The following is a 19,031-nucleotide window of genomic DNA, read 5'->3' as shown; positions in this document are numbered from 1 at the left end:
CAACGCACCCCCAGCGGGATTCGGTTGACCGCGCTCGCGACCGAACGGATGCTCGCGCACGTCCTCCAGCCCGGCCTGACGGAACGTCGTTGCCCGCTCGCCTGTTGGGGACTCTCCCTGTCGCTGAGGTCCTCATGCCGCAGACGAACCCGTTCCACTCGCTGGTGCCCCGGAAGCTGACGGACTCCGAACTGGCCCGCTCCATCCGGCTCAACATCGAGGCGGAGCTGGACGCCATCAACCTCTACGCCGCGCACCTGGACGCGACGGACAATGAGGAGGCGAAGGCCATCCTGCGGCACGTCATGGACGAGGAGCGCGAGCACGCGGCCCTCTTCTGGCAGCTCATCGCGCGGTTGGATCCGGAGCAGGCCCAGCACGACCGCGAGGCGTCGCAGAAGTACCGCCTCATCACCACCGGCGCGTCCCACGAAGAGGTGGAGGCGGTGGGCGAGGGCGGCGGCGGCGTGCCCGCGGAAGTGGAGCTGCCCAAGCACCTCACCGTGGGCAGCCTGCGCAAGTAGCGCGCGTCCGGCGTTCAGCCCTGGCCCTGCGGGGGCGGGGGATTCTGACGGCGCTCGGCCGGGGTGGCTTCCAGGTCCTGCGCCGCCATGTAGACGACGTTCCGGGTGCCGCGCTTGCCCCGGTACATGGCCCGGTCGGACAGGTCCAGCAGGTGGTCCTTGTCCTGGGCGTGCTCCGGGAAGCTGGCCACGCCGATGCAGGTGGTGAGCTTGAGCGCCAGCCCCTCGCGGCCCAGGAACTGATGGGTCTCCATGGTGCGGCGGATGCGCTCGGCGACCTTGAGGGCCCCGCCGGAGTCCGTGCCGCGCAGGAGCACCACGTACTCGTCGCCGCCGAAGCGCGCCACCACGTCCGGGTCGCGCACGCAGCCCTTGAGCACGCGCGCGGCCTCCACCAGCACCCGCGAGCCCACCAGGTGCCCGTGCGTGTCGTTGATGGCCTTGAAGCGGTCCAGGTCCAGGAACAGCAGGGAGAAGGGGCGCTCCGTCTGCAGGGCCTCGTTCACCTCGCGGTCCAGCACCAGGTGCAGGTAGCGCGTGTTGAACAGGCGGGTGAGGTCATCGACGTAGGCCAGGTCCTCCACGGCGGCGAAGCGGCCCAGGTTGCGCAGGGCCAGCGCCCAGTTGCGCACGAGGAAGCCCACGGTCTCCGCGTGGTGCTCCGCGGGCGCGTTGTCGTGGAAGAGCACCGCGTGGCCCAGCACCAGCTCGCCGTCCACGGCGGGGAAGGAGAGGGTGCGCGGCCAGGGAACTTGAAGTCCGTCGAGCTCCACCTGCGTGCGCGTGCCCGAAAGCCGCTCGATGAGCAGCGGGACGAGCGCCTCGTGCAGGTCCACCGGCAGCCCGCGCATGCCGTGCGAGCGGAAGCCCGTGCCGCCGGGGTCCCGCTCCAGGAGCATCACCGCGGAGGCGTTGGCCATGGACTCCAGCGCGTCGGACGCGGCCGTGGACAGCCGCTCGCGGTCGAGCGTGGTGGCGATGCGCTGGCCCGCCTCCAGCAGCGCGACGTGCTGGCGCAGGGACGCGTTCTCACGCATCAGGTCGCGCGTGGTGAGCGCGCGGCGCAGCGCGTGCTCCAGGGCCTCCGGCGCCACGGGCTTGACCAGGTACTCCGCCGCGCCGCTCTTGATGGCGCGCACCGCGGGGGCCACCTTGTCCAGGCCGGTGATGACCAGCACCTCCACGCCGGGGTAGCGCTCGCGCACGTGGCGAAGCACCTCCATGCCGTCGCCGCCGGGGAGGATGAGGTCCGTCACCACCGCGTCGAACCGCGCCGCGGAGAGGGCTGCCTTCGCGTCCGCCACGGTGGGCACCGCCGTGACCAGGTGTCCCGCGGCCGTGAGGTAGTCGCCGTAGAGATTGCGGGCGATCTTTTCGTCGTCGACGAGGAGCAGTCGCGCCATGACTGTTCAGGGCTTAGCACCCAACGCTGGAAGGCTGCTAGGGTCCCGGGCCGTGCCCTTTGAAAGCGGACGGCGGCTCTGCCTGCTGGTGGAGGCCGGAGAGACGCGCTACGCGGTGGAGGCCACCTCCGTCATCGAGGTCGCGATGCCGGGCGCTCGCGGCGCGAGTCTGCGCGGCGTACTGGAAGTGAAGGACCTCGCCGCGCTGCTCGGCGGCCTGCCTGAGGAAGTGCCGGGCATGGTGGTGGTCCTGGACGTCAGCCCCACGCTCGCGGTGCGGGTGCGCGCCGTGGTGGAGGTCGCGGACGTCGCGAGGGACCCGTTCTTCCTGCTGCCTCCGGGCCTGGCGGACTCGCTGGCGCCGCTGAGCCGGGGCGCGGTGCTGCACAAGGACCGGCTGTACCTGGAGCTCATCGTGGAAGCGCTGCCGCACCGGGCGGGCCCCCGGGCGACCCCGCCAGAGCCCCGGCCCGTGCACTATGCGGACGCGCCCCCGGAGCGGGCGCTGGTGCTGGAGTCCCAGGGGGTGCTGTTCGGCGTCCCGCTGGGTTGCGTCTCCCAGGTGGTACCCCGGGGCGAGGCGTTCAGCGTGCTCCCGGTGCAGAGCGGGCCGGTGGCGGGCGTCTATCCCCACGCGCAGGCGCTATGGCCCATCTGTTCGATTCCAGCGCTGCTGGGTGCGCCGGCCCAGGCGGAGGAGCTGTTCGTCCTCACGGAACTGGCGGGGCGGAACGTAGGGCTGGCGGCCACCCGGGTGCTGGGTGTGCTGCAGAAGTTCAAGCCGGCCGAGCTTCCCGGAACGTTCCGGGCGCCGGGGCTGCCGGATCCGGTGATGTTACTGGACCTGCAGCGCATGTTTTCTTGATCGGCCCAACGCGCGAATCCTAAGCTTCTCCGATTGACACAGGGCGTGCAGGCAGGCTTGCTCGCCCGAAATCTCAAACGAATTCAGGGGGGTATGCGCCCCCCGAGGCCGGAGCCGATGCCCAAGAATCTACTGATCGCCGACGACTCGCTCACCATCCGCAAGGTGATCGGGATGATCTTCGCGACGGAAGACTTCCAGGTGACCGCGGTGGACAACGGGCTGGACGCCATCTCCCGCACGCGCGAGCTGCGTCCGGACGTGGTGCTCGCCGACGTGATGATGCCGGGCAAGAGCGGCTACGAGGTCTGCGAGGCGCTCAAGGGCGACCCCTCCACGCAGGCCATCCCGGTGCTGCTGCTCGCCGGCACCTTCGAGGCGTTCGACGAGAACCGCGCGAAGGCCGCCCGGGCGGATGACCACATCACCAAGCCCTTCGAGAGCCAGATCCTCCTCGACAAGGTGAAGGCGCTGGTGGGCCAGAAGTCCAACACGATGCCCGCGTCCGCCGCGACGCGCATTCTGCCCCAGACCTCCGCCCCGAGCGCTCCGGTCAGCGCGCCGCCCGCCGCCGCCGTGCCGCCGGGTGCGCGTCCCGCGGGTGCGCCGCCTCCGGGCGCCATGCCGCCGGGTGCGCGTCCTCCGCCGGGTGCGCCGCCTCCGGGCGCGCGTCCTCCGGGCGCCGGTGTGCCTCCTCCTCCGGGTGCGGCGCGTCCGCTGCCGGGCGCTGTTCCTCCGGGCGCGCGTCCTCCGGGTGCGCCGCCTCCGGGCGCCATGCCGCCGGGTGCACGTCCTCCGCCGGGTGCGCCGCCTCCGGGCATGGGCGCGCGTCCTCCGGGTGCGCCGCCTCCGGGCGCCATGCCGCCGGGTGCGCGTCCTCCTCCGGGTGCCGTGCCTCCGGGCGCGCGTCCGCCGGGTGCGCCGCCTCCGGGCATGGCCGCGCGTCCTCCGGGCCCTGGCGCCCCGAACATCCCGGGCGGCTTCCCGCGTCCTCCGGGCGCCGCGCCGCTGCCGTCCGCGCCCCCGCCCGCCGCGGTGCCTCCGGCCGCCCGTGCCCGGGATCCGTTCGGGCTGGGTGCTCCGGCCGCCCCTCCCGCCGCGCAGGCCCGCACGGAGAGCATCCGCATCGAGGACTCGCTGCCCGAGCCCAGCGGCGCGGAGGAGATCTCCCTGGACATCGGCGGTCCCTCGCCGGCGACTCCGCCCGCGCGCGCCCGTCCGGCCGCGGATGGCGGAGAGGCGCTGCTGCGCGAGGCGCTGTCGAAGGCGTCCCGCGAGGTCATCGAGAAGATTGCCTGGGAGGTCGTTCCGCAGCTGGCGGAGACCATCATCCGGGAAGAGCTGGAGCGGCTCATCAAGGACCGCGAGACCCAGCATTGATTCGCAGTCCCCTCTGATTCCCCGCCGGCCCCGTCGGGGGCCGGCCGCTTGCAATGACTGACACGACTGAACTGTCCAAGGCCTACGAGCCCTCCGAAGTGGAGGCGCGGTGGTACAACCACTGGCTGGAGCGCGACTACTTCCGCGCCGAAGCCCCTTCCTCCAAGCCGCCGTTCAGCATCGTGCTGCCGCCGCCCAACGTGACGGGCAGCCTGCACATCGGCCACGCGCTCACCGCGACCATCCAGGACATCCTCACGCGCTGGAAGCGGATGAGCGGCTTCAACGCGCTCTGGCTGCCGGGTACGGACCACGCGGGCATCGCCACGCAGATGGTGGTGGAGAAGGAGCTGAAGAAGACGGAGGGCAAGAGCCGCCACGACCTGGGCCGCGAGGCGTTCCTCGAGCGCGTCTGGACGTGGAAGGGCAAGTTCGGCGCGCGCATCGGTGAGCAGCACCGCTACCTGGGCGCGTCCCTGGACTGGAGCCGTGAGCGCTTCACCATGGACGAGCAGTCCTCGGCCGCGGTGCGCGAGGTGTTCGTCCGGCTGTACGAAGAGGGCCTGATGTACCGGGCCCAGAAGCTGATCAACTGGTGCCCGTCCTGCCGCACGGCCCTCTCCGACCTGGAAGTGGAGCACGAGGAGAAGAACGGCTCGCTCTGGCACATCCGCTATCCGGTGAAGGGCACGGAGCGCTTCCTCACCGTGGCGACGACGCGCCCGGAGACGCTGCTGGGCGACACGGCCGTCGCCGTGCACCCGGAGGATCCGCGCTACCAGGACCTCATCGGCAAGAGCGTGGCGCTGCCGCTCACCGACCGTGAGATTCCGGTCATCGCGGACGGCGAGCTGGTGAACATGGAGTTCGGCACCGGCGTGGTGAAGGTCACGCCCGCGCACGACTTCAACGACTACCAGACGGGCCTGCGCCACAAGCTGCCGATGCTGTCCATCCTGGACGAAGCGGCGCGGATGACGAAGGACACCGGCAAGTACGCGGGCCTGGAGAGCCGGGAGGCGCGCAAGCAGGTGCTGGCGGACCTGACGGAGCTGGGCCTGCTGGAGAAGGAGGAGCCGCACAAGCTGAACGTGGGCACCTGCCAGCGCTGCACCACGGTGGTGGAGCCGCGCCTGTCGCCGCAGTGGTTCATCAAGATCGAACCGCTGGCGAAGCCGGCCATCCAGGCCGTGGAGGAGGGCCGCACGAAGTTCGTCCCCGAGTCGTGGACGAACACGTACTTCCACTGGATGAACAACATCCACGACTGGTGCGTGAGCCGCCAGCTGTGGTGGGGCCACCAGATCCCCGCGTGGTACTGCGCGGCGTGCACCCCGGCGGAGGAGCGCTCCAAGGACACGGCGGACGTCATCGTGTCTCGCACGGCGCCGGAGTCCTGCCCGAAGTGCGGCGGCAAGGAGCTGACGCAGGATCCGGACGTGCTGGACACCTGGTTCTCGTCCGCGCTGTGGCCGTTCTCCACGCTGGGCTGGCCGAAGCAGACGGCGGACCTCCAGACCTTCTACCCGACGTCCGTGATGGAGACGGGCCACGACATCATCTTCTTCTGGGTCGCCCGGATGATGATGATGGGCCTGCACTTCATGAACGATGTGCCCTTCCGCACCGTGTACCTGCACGCGATGGTGCGCGACGAGAAGGGCGAGAAGATGTCCAAGACGAAGGGGAACGTCATCGATCCCCTGGACGTCATCCTCGGCGCGAAGGCGGAGTCGCTGCAGCCGTCCTTGCGCAACCGCTTCCCGCAGGGCATGCCGGCGCACGGCGCGGACGCGCTGCGCTTCACGCTGGCGTCGCTCACGCAGCAGGGCCGTGACATCAAGCTGTCGATGGACCGCCTGGGTGGCTACAAGGCGTTCTGCAACAAGCTGTGGAACGCCAGCCGGTTCGCCCTGATGAACATGGGCGACTTCAGCCTGGACAAGACGCCGCTCGAGGGCCGCAAGCTGACGCTGGCGGACCGGTGGATCCTCTCCCGCCTGCAGAAGGCCACGGAGGAGACGCGCGCGTCGCTGGAGGCGTTCGGCTTCGCGGAGGCGGCATCCACGCTGTACCAGTTCCTGTGGGCGGAGTTCTGCGACTGGTACATCGAGCTGGCGAAGGGCTCGCTGTACGGCGACGACGCGGAGGCCAAGGACACCACGCGCGCGGTGCTGGTGACGTGCCTGGACCGCATCCTGCGGCTGATGCACCCGTTCATGCCGTTCATCACCGAGGAGATCTGGCAGAAGCTGCCGATGTCCCGGCCCACGGAGAGCATCTGCATCGCGGCGTACCCGGCGCCGGAGACGGCGTGGGTGGACGCGGCCGCGGAAGGCGAGATGGCGCCGGTCATCGCGGCCATCGAGGGCCTGCGCACGCTGCGCGGCGAGAGCAACCTGCCGCCGTCCGCCAAGGTGAAGGCGGTGGTGCAGAGCCCGGACGCGACGACGCGCGAGCTGTTGGAGCGTTGGCGCGCGTACCTGATGCCGCTCGCGGGCTTGTCCGAGGTGGTGGTGGGCCCCCCGGGCGCCAAGCCTCCGCAGGCGGCGGCGTTCGTGAGCGGCAACCTGGAAATCTATGTGCCCCTGGCGGGCCTGGTGGACCTGGACGCGGAGCGCGACCGCCTGAAGAAGGAGATCGTCCGCTCCGAGCAGGAACTCACCGGTTTGCAGCGCAAGCTGGACAACCCGAACTTCGTGGCCCGTGCTCCGCCGGACGTGGTGGAGAAGGACAAGGCCCGGGTGGCGGAGCTCCAGGAGCGCACGGTCAAGCTGCAGGATCACCTCCAGCGCATCGCCCCGGAGCCCCCCATGTCCGAGACGCCGTCGCCGTTGCCGGGCAGCACCGAGTCCGAAGCCCCTGAAGCGTCCGAGTCCCCCGCGCCCGAGAGCGCCCATGTGAAGGTGGCCACCGAGCCGCAGGCACCGAAGGACGATGCGGTGAACCTGGGCCAGGAGCTGAAGGGCGAGATTGAAGCCGAAGAGGCTTCGCAGGCGCCCCAGGCCGCGGATCCGGTGGTGGAGGAGGCCCTCAACAAGCTGCGCGAGGGCACCAAGGAAGGGCTGTCCCCGGCGGACCACCACGACCTGGGCGTCGCGTACATGAGCATGGGCCTCGTGGACGACGCGATGCGCGAGTTCGACCGGGCCAAGGAGGGCGGCGACGCCCGCGAGGCGCCGGAGGGTTCGGCGAAGCCAGTGAAGAAGGCTCCGACGAAGAAGGCCTCCGCGAAGAAGGCGGCGGTGAAGAAGGCCCCTGCGAAGAAGGCCTCCGCGAAGAAGGCGGCGGTGAAGAAGGCCTCCGCGAAGAAGGCGGCGAGCAAGAAGTCCGCCGCGAAGAAGGCCCCTGCGAAGAAGGCTTCCGCGAAGAAGGCTTCCTCGAAGAAGGCAGCGGGCAAGAAGACGGCCGCGAAGAAGGCGGCGGTGAAGAAGGCTCCTGCGAAGAAGGCTTCGGCGAAGAAGGCGGCGGGGAAGAAGACCGCCGCGAAGAAGGCCGCGGCGAAGAAGACCACTCGGGGCAAGCCGGCTCGCAAGGCGCGCCGGTAGGAGGCGGAAGTGCAGCAGGATTATCTCGATCGGCTCATCGCGCTGTCCCTCGACGAGGACCTGGGTGCTGCGGGGGACGTCACCTCGCTGGCGGTGGTCCCCGCCGAAGCGGAGGGCAGCGGTGAGCTGGTCGCGAAGGAGCAGATGATCGTCGCCGGCCTGGACGCCTTCGTCCGCGTCTTCCACATGGTGGACGCGGAGGTGGAGGTGGAGGTCCTCAAGCGCGACGGCGAGGAGATCAAACCGAAGGTGGTCGCCGCGCGCGTCCACGGCAAGCTGCGTTCGCTGCTGGCCGCGGAGCGCACGGCGCTCAACCTGGTGCAGCGCGCCGCCGGCATCGCGACGCTGGCCCAGCAGGCGATGACCTCCGTGCGAGGCTCGAAGCTGCGGGTGCTGGACACGCGCAAGACGCCGCCGGGAATGCGGGGCCTCGCGAAGCACGCGGTGCGCATGGGCGGTGCGTCCAACCACCGGTTCGGCCTCTTCGACGGCATCCTCATCAAGGACAACCACATCGCGGCGGTAGGTGGCGACATCACCGAAGCGGTGCGCCGCGCGAAGCTGAACGGTCCCCGGCTGGTGAAGATTGAAGTGGAGGTCACCAACTTCAAGCAGCTGGAGGAGGCCATCGCCGCGGGCGCGGACGTCATCATGTTGGACAACATGGACGACGCGCAGATCCGCGAAGCGGTGAAGCTGACGGCGAGCCGCGTGCCCATCGAAGTGTCGGGCGGCGTCACGTTGGACCGGCTGCCCCGGCTGGCGAAGCTGGGCGTGGACTTCGTGTCGATGGGCGCGCTGACGCACTCTGCGCGGGCCATGGACCTGTCGCTGGAGATCGCGACGACGAAGAAGTCCACGCGCAAGCCCCGCTCCGCGCAGGGCTGAAGCGTTCAGCGGTCTTCACGAATCCGTAGAAGAGAGCCTCCGAGTCCAGGGACTCGGAGGCTCTTTGTTTTGCCAGCTTCGGTGTTTACGGCTGGGTGCAGCGCCAGACCCCGCAGGAACCGCCGCTCGTGCCGCACTCCATCTGGGTCGAGCACGGCTTGCAGGTGCGCGAACAGATCATCTGGACCGCGGACGTCTGGTTATCGGTCGTCTCCGCCGTGGAGCCGGGAACCATGGCCAGGGCCGTACCCGCCATGATGCCGATGATCAGCGCGAATCCAGGAATCGTCTGCTTCAGTCGCGATGCCTTCATGCTTCCTCCGGGGTGGGGGCCACCGGGCCGGAGCATCCTGGCCCGCTGACAGGAGGGCATTCGAACAGACGCCGCGACGCAATCCAAGCTCACTCAGTCGCGGATCCAGCGGAAGGTCACGCGGTCGCCACCGGTGAGATGATCACCCAGACCGCCCAATGAATACATCTCCGTGTGGATGCCGAAGAGCTTGGCCTTGCTGGGAACGACGACGCGAGCCGTGCGCGCTGGTCGTTCGAAATGCGCTCCACTCTGGAACACCGCGCACCGGAATGGAGCGAGTGTCCGTGCCAGTCCGGAGCGGTGCATCGCCGTTCCAGGGCGGAGCGATGACGGCATGGGGCTCGCAATGACTCGCGGCCGAACCCCACGCCCGCGAGCAGGTGTCCCATGCCGTCCGCCCCCAGCACCGAAGCCATCCAGCGCATCTCCCTGAAGAACCGCGAGTACGCATACATCGAGGACGCCAACCGTGGCGTCGTGCTGATGGAGGTGGGCCCTCGCGTGCTGACGCTCGAAGCGCACCTGACGCTCGTGGCGAAGGAGCGGATGGTGGAGCTGGGCGCCGGCAGCTGGTGCGTGGTGCGCAACCCCGTGGTGCGCGTGGACGGCCAGGTGGCGCTGGACGACTTCGGCCAGGCCCGCGTCGCGGTGGGCGACCGCGAGGTCCGCGTGGGCCCGAAGGTGTTCCCGCTGTACCCCGGCGAGGAGCTGGAGGGCGACATCGTCCCGGAATACGTCCTGGGCGTGTCGGAGGCGCTGCGGCTGCGCGCGCTCACCGCCTTCACGGACACCCACGTCCCGGACGCTCCCCGCCGCCGTGAAGCGGGTGACGAGTGGCTGGTGCGCGGCCCCGGCCGCTACGTGCCCGGCGAGTCCGTCACCGTCGTGTCGCTGGAGAAGGCCCGCGTCCTCAAGGAGACCGAGTACTGCGTCATCCTCAATCCCGTGGACCGCGCCACCGGCCGCGTCCAGGAGGGCCGCCGCAAGGTCGTCTCCGGTCCGGATGTCTTCTTCCTCGAACCCGGCGAGGCGCTGGAAGGGGACGTGCGCCGCAAGCATGTCCTGTCGGAGCTGCAGGGCCTGAAGCTCCAGGCACTGGACGACCTCTCCGAGAACGAGGGCGGCGAGCCGCGCGCACGCAAGGCCGGTGACACGTGGATCGTCCGCGGCCCTCGCACCTACGTGCCCAGCGAGAAGGTCCTCATCCACCGGGAGATTGCCGCGCTGTCATTGGGTCAGGGGGAAGGCCTGTACGTGCGCGACCTGCGCTCGGGCAAGGTGTCGCTCGTCCAGGGACCGTGCCAGTTCATGCCGGAGGCGCACCAGGAGCTGCACGAGAAGCGATTGTCTCCGGACGCGGAGGCCCTGCTGGGCCTCACGCCGCCGCTGCCGCTCGCGGAGGCGAAGGACGCCCGCGCGCCACGGCCCACAAGCGCGACGGAGAAGGGGGACCGTACTCGCGCAATCGTGCTGCGCATCGAGGACAACACGGCGGTCCTCATCAACGACTTCGAGTCCAATCACGCGCGCGTGGAGTTCGGCCCCGCGAAGGTGATGTTGCGTCCGTACGAGGACGTCACCGTCCTGGATTTGTCCGGCAGCACGCCCAAGCGCCCGCGTCAGCTCAAGGTGCTGATGCTGCGGCTGGGGCCGGACTTCGCCACGGACCTGTTCGAGGTGGCCACTCGCGACCACGCGCGGCTGCGCATCAAGCTTTCCTACAAGTGGCAGTTCGACGTGCAGGGCGACCCGGAGAAGGACAAGGCCATCTTCCGGGTGAACGACTTCATCGGGTACGTGTGTGAGAACCTCGCGTCGCGCATCCGCCAGGTCGCCGCGGAGAACGAGTTCGAGACCTTCCACAAGAACGCCAGCGTGCTCATCCGCCGCACCATCTTCGGCATGGATGACGCGGGCCGCGCTCGCAAGGACCGCCTCTTCTCCGAGAACCAGCTGCGCATCATCGACATCGACATCAAGGACATCGCCCCCGTCGATGAGAAGACGGCCCTGAAGCTGCGCGAGGCCATCGACACCAACATCCAGATCCAGCTGGACGCCTCACGCCAGGAGGCCCAGGCCGCCGCGGAGCTCAAGCGCATCCGCAGCGAGGAGGAGAAGCAGCTCGCGGACATCGCCAGCCACCGCAAGTCGGAGGCGGAGCGCCAATCCCTCATCGAATTGCAGAACCGCAACCACCAGCTGGAGACGCTCAGTCGCGCCAAGGTGGAGGCGGAGGCCCAGCTGGAGCGCGCCCGCGTGGAGAGCGAGGAGGCCCTGGCCCGCGCCGAGTCCGACGCCCGCGCCTCGCGCATCCGCTCCGAAGCGGAGATCGAGCGCGAACGGCTCACCACCCAGGTGGCCCTGGATCGCCAGCAGCGCCTCAATGACCTGGAGGTGGAGCGCCAGTCGCGCCTCGCGGAAGTGGAAGCCGGCCAATTCCGTCAGCGCGTGGAGTCCCTGGGGGGCGGGGAGAACTTCGTGAAGGCCGTGGCCGCGCAGGCCCAGGCCGCCGTCGTCGGAGGCCTGGACAAGGTCGTCTTCCTCCCCAGCGGCTCCAACCTCAACCTCTTCGACGCCATGCAGGGACTCCTGGGGCCCGGCGGACAACAACCCCGCCTGTCTGCCCACAACGCCCCGAAGTCGCCCGGCGACACTTCGGCCTGAAAACGGGCCGTCGATATTGAAAATGAGAATCGTTATCGAATAGAGATCGTCCCCATCGAACGGCGGCGGGTCTCCGCGGCGAAAGGTGACGACGATGAGCAACCCCGAAGGGGCGGTCCGGAAGAGCGGTGCACGGTGGTTCGGCAAGGGGGCCCTGGCGGCCCTCGCGCTGGCCGTGGTGGCGCCGGGATGCAGCAGCGACGAGTGCGTGGATGCGTTCGACTGCCGCGATGAGGGGGCGGCCCCCGCGGGCAAGGCATGGACCTGCAACGCGGACAAGAAGTGCGAGCAGCGCACCCTGACTCCGACCGAAGAGCCTGAGACGGACGCGGGCACGGGCGGTGAGACGGACGCGGGCACCACCACTGACGCCGGGACGACCACCGACGCGGGCACGCCTCCCGCGGATGGCGGCGCGGAGCTGTGCCGCAACGCCGTGGCCTGCACGGAGCAGAGCATCGACAAGCTCCGGCTCCGCACGGTCGTCTCCGACGGCGGCGTGATCGAAGAGGGCACGACGGCGGGCGAGCACCTCACGTACCTGGATGGCCGCGGGGGTGGCACGGCGGTGCCGGACTCGTACACCTACGCGCGCTTCACGGCGACGGGGCTGGAGAAGGTCTACATCGATGACCAGTCCTCGCTGGATTCGACCGCGTGGGACGTCGCGGTGCGCCGGTACGTCGTCCGCTTCAACAGCGGCGTGTCCGGCCCGTCGTGCGTGACCGTGGCTCAGACGGCGGACGGCACGACGTTCGAGTCGGTGACCTCCGTGCCCACGGATGCGCAGTTCGTGGCGGAGAACTACTACACGCCCGACACCTGCACGTTCACCGGGGACTCGTTTGGCCTTCAGAGCCCGGCGACCCAGACCCTCTCGTACTGGGACTACGCTTCCTGCCTGCAGATGACGAACAAGGTCTACCTGGTCCAGCTGGCGGACGGCCGTCACGTGAAGCTGCAGGTCAAGGACTTCTATGAGCCCGCGATCCAGGAGGAGTGCAACACGACGGGCAAGGTGAGCTCGACGGCCAGCGCCGGGTCGATCCGCCTGCGGTGGTCCTTCCTGCCGTGATGACCCCCGGGGTTCCCACGCTGCTCCTGCTGCTGGCCGGCGCGGGAACCCCGCGCGGCCTCCCGCACGAGCGGGAGGCCGTACAGAAGCGGGTCGCCGAGTCCGGGCGGCCCACCTCGCCTGGCGCGCAGGCGCCGCGCTATGAGCCCGAGGACACGGTGGAGTCCGTCGTGTCGCCGGGCGGGCGCTTCCGCATCCACTTCACCCGCCAGGGCACGCACGCCGTGCCGCCAGCGGACGCGGATGGCACCGGCGTGCCCGACTTCGTGGAGCTCGTCGGGCGCACCTACGAACACGTGGCGACGTTCTACGTGGACCTGGGCTTCCGCCTGCCGCCCGACGACACGAATCCGGCCGGGGACGACGGCGGCGACGGCCGCTTCGACGTGTACCTGGTGGACTTCGCGAGGATTGGCGACGGCGCCTTCCGGCAGGAGACCTGCCTGGAGGGCGTCACGCGCTGCACGGGCTTCATGCTCCAGGAGAACGACTTCACGGGCTACAACTACCCGTCCGACGCAGAGGCCGTGGAGATCCTGGCCAGCCACGAGTTCTTCCACGCGGTGCAGGCCGCCTACCGGCCCGACCTGGGCGGCGTCGCCTCCGAGGGCACCGCCGTCTGGGCCACCGAGCGCTTCGAGCCCGCGCTCGACGACCTGGAGCACTTCACCCGCGGCTACATGCTGACTCCGGACAGCACGCTGGTGCTGGACCCCGCGGGGCCGGGCGTGACCTTCATCTACGGCGCGGGGCTCTTCTTCGAGTTCGTCGGTGAGCGCTACGGTGACGGCGCGCTCGTCGCGTTGCTGGAGGAGTCCGTTCGGCAGCCGGAGGCCCGCTGGCCGGTGCTGCTGGACACCTGCCTGCGCCGCGACTTCGCCTCCAGCTTCGACGCGGCCTTCGCCCAATTCGCCACCTGGAACCTGGGCACCGGCCCGCGCGCGACGCCAGGGTTCGGCTACGCGCGAGGGGAGGGCTATGCACCGGTGGCGAAGACGACAGCGGAGCTCCCCACCACGATCGACCGCGTGCGCGTCGCGGCGGCGGCCTCGCGGATCTTCGAGGTCCCCGGCGGCGCTTCCTTCGTGGGCGCCTCGTTCGAGCCCGAGCCGGGCATCGACCCGGCCACGGTGCACCTGGTCATCGCGGCCGTCACGGATGACGCCGTGCTGCGGGTGGCGACCGTGGACGGGCCGGACGCCCTGCGCGCCCAGGTGGCCGCGGATGACGCCACGCGCGTGATGGTGGCGGTCGTGGACGGCCGGATGGAAGGGCTGGGCCGCTATGGCCGGCTGTGCATCGCGGCCACCGGCCAGGCCGCGTCCTGCGCGCCGCTCGAGTCGATGGACGCGGGCACGGACGCCGGATCCGACTCTGGGACGCCTGATGCCGGCGCGGACGCGGGCACCTCCGATGCGGGGACCGTGGACGCGGGCAGGCCCGTGGATCCCATCGATGATCCGCGCACGCCCTCGGATGACGGTGGCTGCCAGGCCGCGGGTGGCCCCCTGTCCGGTGCGCTCGTCGCGCTGCTGCTCGGCGGGGGCCTGCGGGCCCGGCGGCGTTCACGGGCGCGTTAGCGCTCGAACTCGTCGCACCCCGTCTCCTGCTTGGACGGGAAGGCGGACTTCTTCTCCTGGCGCACGTAGTCGTGGCTCTGGGAGAAGAGGTCCGGGCTGCTCACGGTCACGGTGCCCTTCGCGGCGTCGGCCGTCTTCCACTGGAGCGCCTCCGGCTTGCCGTCCGCGGCCGTGAGCCCCAGCACCCAGGCCCCGGCGCCCTTGCCGGCCTCCACGGACGTCACCTTCATCGTCGTGGCCTCCTGGCCCAGCTGCACCTCCACCTCGCCCGTCGCGGGCTTGACGGTGAAGCTGCGCGTCGCGGCCGAGCAGGGCTTGAGCACCACGAAGCCCTTGCCCTGACGCGTCAGCTCCACCCACGTCCCCGCGAACGGCTGGAGCTTGTCCGCGGCCACGGGAGCCTTCGCGGCCGTGGGCGCGCCTTCCGCCGCGCAGTCCAGGTCCTCGCGCTTGAGCAGCCCCGCAGTGGCCTTCTGGGGCCCCTGGAAGCGCGCGGCGAGGAAGTCCGGCTCCACCGGGTCGACGTAGGCCTCCACCGCGTCCCCGGACACCACGAACGCCTTGCGCGGCGTGTTGGCCGCGTCAGACGCGTGGAAGACCGCCTTGGACACCTTCACCTTGCAGATGCTCAGCGGCTTGGAGGTGCTCCGGGCGAACGTGTCCTTGCCTGAATAGCCGGCGCCGCAACAGGACGGTGACGGACCCGACTCCAGGACGAATTGCTTGGGATTGACGCGCAGCGTCCAGGCGTCTTCCTCACCCGCCTGATGAAGTGACCAATTCGTGGCTGTCTTCTTCTGGACGACCAGGGCGCAATCGCAGGTGCCCGCGCTGCTGCCCTGCGGGAACGAGCCCGCGAAGTGCACGAGCGTCTCGTTGCTGCCCTCGACGATGGCGAGCGTCCCGCTCTTGTTCGAATAGACCCCCGTGAGTCCCTCGGACCCCTGAGCCGAGGCGTCCGGGACCGCGCTCGTGACGCAAATGGCAAACAGCAATGCCAAATTTTTGAATTCCGGTTGGATCCTGGGCATCGGACTGGTCCTCCTGGGCAGGTTCTTCAGTCTCAGCGGATCGATCCGCTGAAACTGAAGTTGCTGGAATCACTGGTTTCACACGATTGTGACTGGGAATGCGAAACTGATCGCATTGCCTTTCGATAATCCGGGCAATCCAAGCACGTCCGCGGCGCCTTTGGTCGCGGCCAGACATAGAGGGGTCTTCTCCGTGACCGTCTCCAACATCCGCGTCAATTCGGGCGACACGCTTTCCGGCCTCGCGAAGCGCTACAACACGACCGTTGACGCGCTGGCCAAGGCGAACAACATCAAGGATCCGAACAAGATCCTGGCCGGCCAGACGCTGAAGGTGCAGGACGGTTTCGACACGAAGGGCACCAACAAGTCGAGCGCGGGGACGAAGACGTCGGGCGACAGCTTCACGCAGTCCACGGACGGCGCGAAGGCGACGACGCCCGCGACGAACACGTCATCCAGCAGCGCGACCAACGGGGAGCTGGGCGGGCTGAGCCGCAAGTATGAGGCTCGCGGCCCCGGCACCGTGTCCACGGGCAAGGGTGACAAGGGCGGCGTGTCCTACGGCTCCTACCAGTTCGCCTCCGCGAACGGGTCCGCGCAGTCGTTCGTCAACTCGCTGAAGAAGACGAACCCGGAGTTCCACAAGGCGCTGTCGGGCAGCAAGCCGGGCACCGCGGAGTTCTCCGCCGCGTGGAAGCAGCTGGCCGCGAAGGACCCGAAGGGCTTCGACAAGGCGCAGCACGACTACATCAAGACCACGCACTACGACGCGGGCGCCGCCAACATCAAGAAGGCGACGGGCATCGACCTGGACAAGCGCTCCGCGGCGCTGCGGGACGTGGCCTGGTCCACCTCCGTGCAGCACGGCCCGGGCAAGGCGGACGACATCTTCAAGAAGGCGCTCAACGGGCGCGACCCCGCGAAGGTGAGCGACGAGCAGCTCATCAAGGACATCTACGCCGAGCGCGGCCGCACCAACGCCAGCGGCACCCTGGTGCACTTCTCCGGCAGCTCCAAGGATGTGCAGAAGGGCGTGGCCAACCGCTTCAAGTCGGAGGCGAAGGACGCCCTCGCGATGCTGAAGCAGGAGAAGTCGGGCACCACGACGAAGCCGGCCAACACCAACACGGGCGTGGTTCCCCCGTCCGTGAACAACGGTTCGAAGCCGGGCACCACGGAAGGCAAGCCCACGACGCAGGGCACGAACACCTCCAAGCCCACCACGGAGGCGGCCCCCGCGAACACGGAGCAGGTGGCCCCGTCCAAGGACAAGCCGGCGGTGCACGTGAAGGTGCCGTACTACAGCCAGTTCGAGAACGGCCACGGCTACACCGCGAGCGACACGGCGTGCTTCAAGGCCGCGACGGCGATGGCGCGTGACTCCGGCGCGACCGTGCTGGGCCCCGACCGCCGCATCCAGGTGGGCAAGAGCGAGAACGGCGTCGGCGCGCTCAACGTGGACTCGAAGAAGGCCGCCGAGGGCCGCAGCTACATCGACAAGCAACTGGAGGCCGGCAAGCCGGTGGTCGTGGGCGTGAGCCACAAGGACGCGAGCTACAACGCGGACGGCCTCACGGACCACTTCGTGACCATCACGGGCCGCGGCGTCGACGACAAGGGCCGCACCTACTACACGTTCCACGACCCGGGCACGAAGAACGCCAGCACGGGCAAGGACACGAACCCGAACAACCGCTTCTACGTGGATGACAAGACCGGGAACATGTACCGCCCCGGCAAGGCCGCGAACGGCTACGTGACCGAGCGCCACTACGACGTGGCCATGGTGCGCATCAACAAGTAGCCCCGGCGGCGAAAGCCCCGGAAGTGATTCGGCCCGGCGACCTCGTGAAGAGGTCGACCGGGCCGTTATGCGTCATCCGTCTGGGATTCGAAGCGACGGGTCCTACGCCTGCGCCGCCTCGCGCCTCGCGGGCACCTCGCCGCGCAGCTCCGCGACCTCGGCGCGCAGGAGCCAGTCGGTGGGGAAGTCCGTGGACGCGCGGGCGATCTGCTCCAGCCGCTCGGCGGCCAGCTGTCCCGTCTCGCGGATGCGGCGCACCTCCGTGTAGAGGGCGGCCAGCGACGGGGGCAGGGCCTGCGCCTTGCGCTCGCGCGCCTGGGCCTCGCCGTCGCCCGCGGTGAAGGCGTCCATCTCCCCGAACCACTCGTCCCACGTGCCCGGGTCGGCGGGGCCGCCCGCCACGGACGGCAGCCGCTCCGTCAGGTACAGGCGCGCCATGGACGGCAGCGTCAGCTCTTGTCCGGCCAGCGTGCCGCGCAGGGCAATCACTTCTCCGCCGCCCACCGCGAAGCCCTCCAGCACCAGCCCGCTGTCGAGCGTGAGCGTGAAGTTCCCGCGCTCCGGCAGGGTGCCCTGGCCAAAGGCGACCAGCGCCGCGCCGCTGAACGGCTTGTCCAGGGCGTGCCCGTTCATGGACGTGAGGATGGGGCCCTCCAACCGGGCCAGCGCGGTGGACAGGCCCGGGGCCACGTCCTTCGCGGCGGGCAGCAGCTCCACCACCTTGCCCGTCACCTCGCGGCCGTCCGCGAGCACCAGGTGGTTGACCGTGCGCGCGCGCAGCGCCTCGTTCAGGCCGAGGTCTCCGCCGCGCTTCCACGCGAGCGTGGACTCGAACTCGGACAGGACTTCGAAGAGGTGCTCGAAGTCGCGCGCCACGAAGAGCTGCGGCTGCATGCGGGTGATGTCGTAGTCCGTGTCCGCGCACGCCACGCCCAGGGGCAGCTTGTGCACGGCGGACGTCAGGCAGTGCCGGGCCTCGCCGATGCTGGACAGCAGGCCCGCGCCGTAGATGCGCGGGTGCTTCAGGTCGCCAATCAGTCCGTACTCCGCGGTCCACCAGTACAGGCGGCTCGCGCGGGTGCTCTCGCTGATGTAGCGGTGGCTGGCGTTGGCGGCCTCCAGGCGGGCCTGGGCGTGGGAAATCTCCTCCTCCGTCGCGGTGGGGTCCTCCTTCACCACGGAGAGGTTGCGGATGGCCTCGAAGACGGCCTGGTCCTCCACGCTGGCGATGGCCTTGAAGCCCACCAGCCCCACGGCCTTGAGGTACTGGGCATAGCGCGCGTTCGCGATGATGGGCGCGTGGCCCGCGCTCTCATGGACGATGTCCGGCGCGGGCGTGTACTGGATGTGCTCGTGCGTGCGGATGTCCGCCGCGATGGCCAGCACGCCCAGCGCCTGCAGCTCCGTGAAGACGGCCGGCGGGATGAAGCCGCGCACCGCCACGCAGGACCAGCCCAGCTTGGACAGCTTCTCGTTCATCTCGTCCAGGCTGGGGATGGCCTCCGCGCCAATGCCCGTGGCCTCCAGGCCCTCCAGGTAGACGGGGTGCGCCTTGTCGCTCAGGTGCTCGCGCAGCTGCCCCAGGATGTGCCGCCACACCGCCTGATCCCTGGGCGTGTACGCCGCGTAGTCCTGGCCCACCACGTAGCGGCGCAGGTGGGCGGGAAGGCGGGCAATGGTCCGTTCCGTGGGCGTCATCGCGAGCGGCTCCTTCAGGAGATGCAGGACTCCTGAAGAATACGCACCCCACTGCAAGACGGAAATCCGGCAGAATTCGACGTCTTCGTCGGATTATCGCCGTTTGTTCAGGCGGCGACGCAGCCCGTCAAGGATGGATTGGACGGCGGGGCTGAGGCCTCCGGAGGGCCAGACGGCCACCACCTCCACGACCTGGGGCTCCTGTTCGCGCAGGGGCCAGACGTGGAGGTCCGAGGGGAAGGGCTGGGT

14 protein-coding genes are annotated in these 19,031 nt (G+C 69.7%); 9 read left to right on the top strand and 5 right to left on the bottom strand.

The genetic code is table 11. From position 1 onward, the window contains the following. Positions 1-134: 134 nt before the first annotated feature. Positions 135-524 carry a demethoxyubiquinone hydroxylase family protein gene (locus tag D7Y11_RS07190; RefSeq protein ID WP_120576606.1) on the top strand — a complete coding sequence of 130 codons (390 nt, stop codon included), beginning with the start codon at positions 135-137 and terminating at the stop codon, positions 522-524. A gap of 14 nt (positions 525-538) precedes the next feature. Here the strand turns inward: D7Y11_RS07190 and D7Y11_RS07185 are convergent, their stop codons facing one another. After that, complete coding sequence (locus D7Y11_RS07185; protein WP_120576607.1) at positions 539-1,927, bottom strand: diguanylate cyclase; 1,389 nt, start codon at positions 1,925-1,927, stop codon at positions 539-541. 52 nt (positions 1,928-1,979) lie between these two features. Between D7Y11_RS07185 and D7Y11_RS07180 the strand changes: the two genes are divergently transcribed. From D7Y11_RS07180 to nadC, 4 genes are all read left to right on the top strand, one after another. Continuing rightward, complete coding sequence (locus D7Y11_RS07180) at positions 1,980-2,792, top strand: chemotaxis protein CheW (protein ID WP_233596962.1); 813 nt, start codon at positions 1,980-1,982, stop codon at positions 2,790-2,792. A 117-nt stretch (positions 2,793-2,909) separates the two neighbouring features. Further along, on the top strand, positions 2,910-4,172 hold the full coding sequence (locus tag D7Y11_RS07175) for a PleD family two-component system response regulator (protein ID WP_120576609.1): 1,263 nt from the start codon (positions 2,910-2,912) through the stop codon (positions 4,170-4,172). A 53-nt stretch (positions 4,173-4,225) separates the two neighbouring features. Then, complete coding sequence (locus D7Y11_RS07170; RefSeq protein WP_126933322.1) at positions 4,226-7,720, top strand: valine--tRNA ligase; 3,495 nt, start codon at positions 4,226-4,228, stop codon at positions 7,718-7,720. Positions 7,721-7,729: 9 nt separating this feature from the next. Beyond that, positions 7,730-8,608: a carboxylating nicotinate-nucleotide diphosphorylase gene (gene nadC / locus D7Y11_RS07165; protein ID WP_169820991.1), complete on the top strand. Its 879-nt coding sequence runs from the start codon at positions 7,730-7,732 to the stop codon at positions 8,606-8,608. 85 nt (positions 8,609-8,693) lie between these two features. On the opposite strand, the gene D7Y11_RS07160 is transcribed toward nadC, so the two are convergent. Then, positions 8,694-8,921, bottom strand: a complete 228-nt coding sequence (locus tag D7Y11_RS07160) for a hypothetical protein (protein ID WP_120576611.1) — start codon at positions 8,919-8,921, stop codon at positions 8,694-8,696. Positions 8,922-9,014: 93 nt separating this feature from the next. Then, complete coding sequence (locus tag D7Y11_RS07155; RefSeq protein WP_120576612.1) at positions 9,015-9,230, bottom strand: hypothetical protein; 216 nt, start codon at positions 9,228-9,230, stop codon at positions 9,015-9,017. Positions 9,231-9,311: 81 nt separating this feature from the next. Between D7Y11_RS07155 and D7Y11_RS45145 the strand changes: the two genes are divergently transcribed. The 3 genes from D7Y11_RS45145 (at position 9,312) to D7Y11_RS07140 (ending at position 14,246) form a co-directional block, all read left to right on the top strand. Beyond that, a complete protein-coding gene (locus D7Y11_RS45145) occupies positions 9,312-11,591 on the top strand; it encodes a hypothetical protein (protein ID WP_126933321.1) in 2,280 nt (759 codons plus the stop codon). A 94-nt stretch (positions 11,592-11,685) separates the two neighbouring features. Further along, positions 11,686-12,666, top strand: a complete 981-nt coding sequence (locus tag D7Y11_RS07145) for an HmuY family protein (protein ID WP_126933320.1) — start codon at positions 11,686-11,688, stop codon at positions 12,664-12,666. Next, positions 12,666-14,246 (top strand): MXAN_6640 family putative metalloprotease, encoded by a 1,581-nt coding sequence (locus tag D7Y11_RS07140; protein WP_126933319.1) that lies wholly within the window; start codon positions 12,666-12,668, stop codon positions 14,244-14,246. The genes D7Y11_RS07145 and D7Y11_RS07140 overlap by 1 nt, the downstream gene beginning before the upstream one ends. On the opposite strand, the gene D7Y11_RS07135 is transcribed toward D7Y11_RS07140, so the two are convergent. Continuing rightward, positions 14,243-15,247: a hypothetical protein gene (locus D7Y11_RS07135; protein WP_233607220.1), complete on the bottom strand. Its 1,005-nt coding sequence runs from the start codon at positions 15,245-15,247 to the stop codon at positions 14,243-14,245. The genes D7Y11_RS07140 and D7Y11_RS07135 overlap by 4 nt on opposite strands. Before the next feature lie 223 nt (positions 15,248-15,470). Between D7Y11_RS07135 and D7Y11_RS07130 the strand changes: the two genes are divergently transcribed. Further along, on the top strand, positions 15,471-17,084 hold the full coding sequence (locus D7Y11_RS07130; RefSeq protein WP_126933317.1) for a LysM peptidoglycan-binding domain-containing protein: 1,614 nt from the start codon (positions 15,471-15,473) through the stop codon (positions 17,082-17,084). A 102-nt stretch (positions 17,085-17,186) separates the two neighbouring features. Here the strand turns inward: D7Y11_RS07130 and D7Y11_RS07125 are convergent, their stop codons facing one another. Continuing rightward, positions 17,187-18,782, bottom strand: coding sequence for an aromatic amino acid hydroxylase (locus D7Y11_RS07125; RefSeq protein WP_126933316.1), 1,596 nt, complete (start codon positions 18,780-18,782; stop codon positions 17,187-17,189). Between the last annotated feature and the right edge of the window lie 249 nt (positions 18,783-19,031).

Origin of the sequence: Corallococcus sp. AB018, assembly GCF_003986945.1 — a bacterium.
GTDB classification, from domain to species: Bacteria; Myxococcota; Myxococcia; order Myxococcales; family Myxococcaceae; genus Corallococcus; species Corallococcus exiguus.
Note: the sequence above shows the minus strand (reverse complement) of the source record. Positions and strands in the feature narration are given on the sequence as shown.